The 483-nt window shown below is 73.9% G+C and carries 1 protein-coding gene; it reads right to left on the reverse strand.

Features of this window, described 5'->3' with window-relative positions:
- Positions 1 to 270, reverse strand: a 270-nt coding sequence (locus AC0IYU_RS34805) for a hypothetical protein (RefSeq protein WP_472126958.1), incomplete at its 3' end; no start/stop codon positions are given.
- Between the last annotated feature and the right edge of the window lie 213 nt (positions 271 to 483).

Consider the following 483-nt stretch of genomic DNA (forward strand, 5'->3'; position numbering starts at 1 on the left):
CCAGCGCGCGCGGAACACGTGGCCGCCCTGTTCGAGCATCGCGATGATCCGGTCTGTCACGGCCTGGCGCACGTCGAGGCGGCCGCCCGGCCGCCGACCGGTCTCCGGCGATTCACTCAGGGCTGCTGTGGGAGGGTCCTCGGGGGGTACGGGGGGAACGCCCGTGGCAGTCCCGGGCCGCACAGCGGCCGAGGGTTGCGCAGAGCGCGCAGCGCGCGAGGAGCGGGAAGGAAAACCGGAGGTCATGGCGAAGCCTTTCTGCGGCGTCACGCCGCGGTGGTGGTGGAAGAAAACCTGCTGTCGGAGCCGCCTCGACGCAGACCGGGCAAGGGGCCAGCGAGAAGGTCCAGGGCCCGCCCGCAGGCCGCAGCCGAGCACCGCGAGGACCGGGCGAGGACGGGGGCGCAGCCTTCACCCTGGAGCGGGGAGCGACCCGCGCCATGCGTCGATCAGAGGCGGACCGGCAGCAGGCGACCGGCCACC

The organism is Variovorax sp. AC103, from assembly GCF_979254005.1.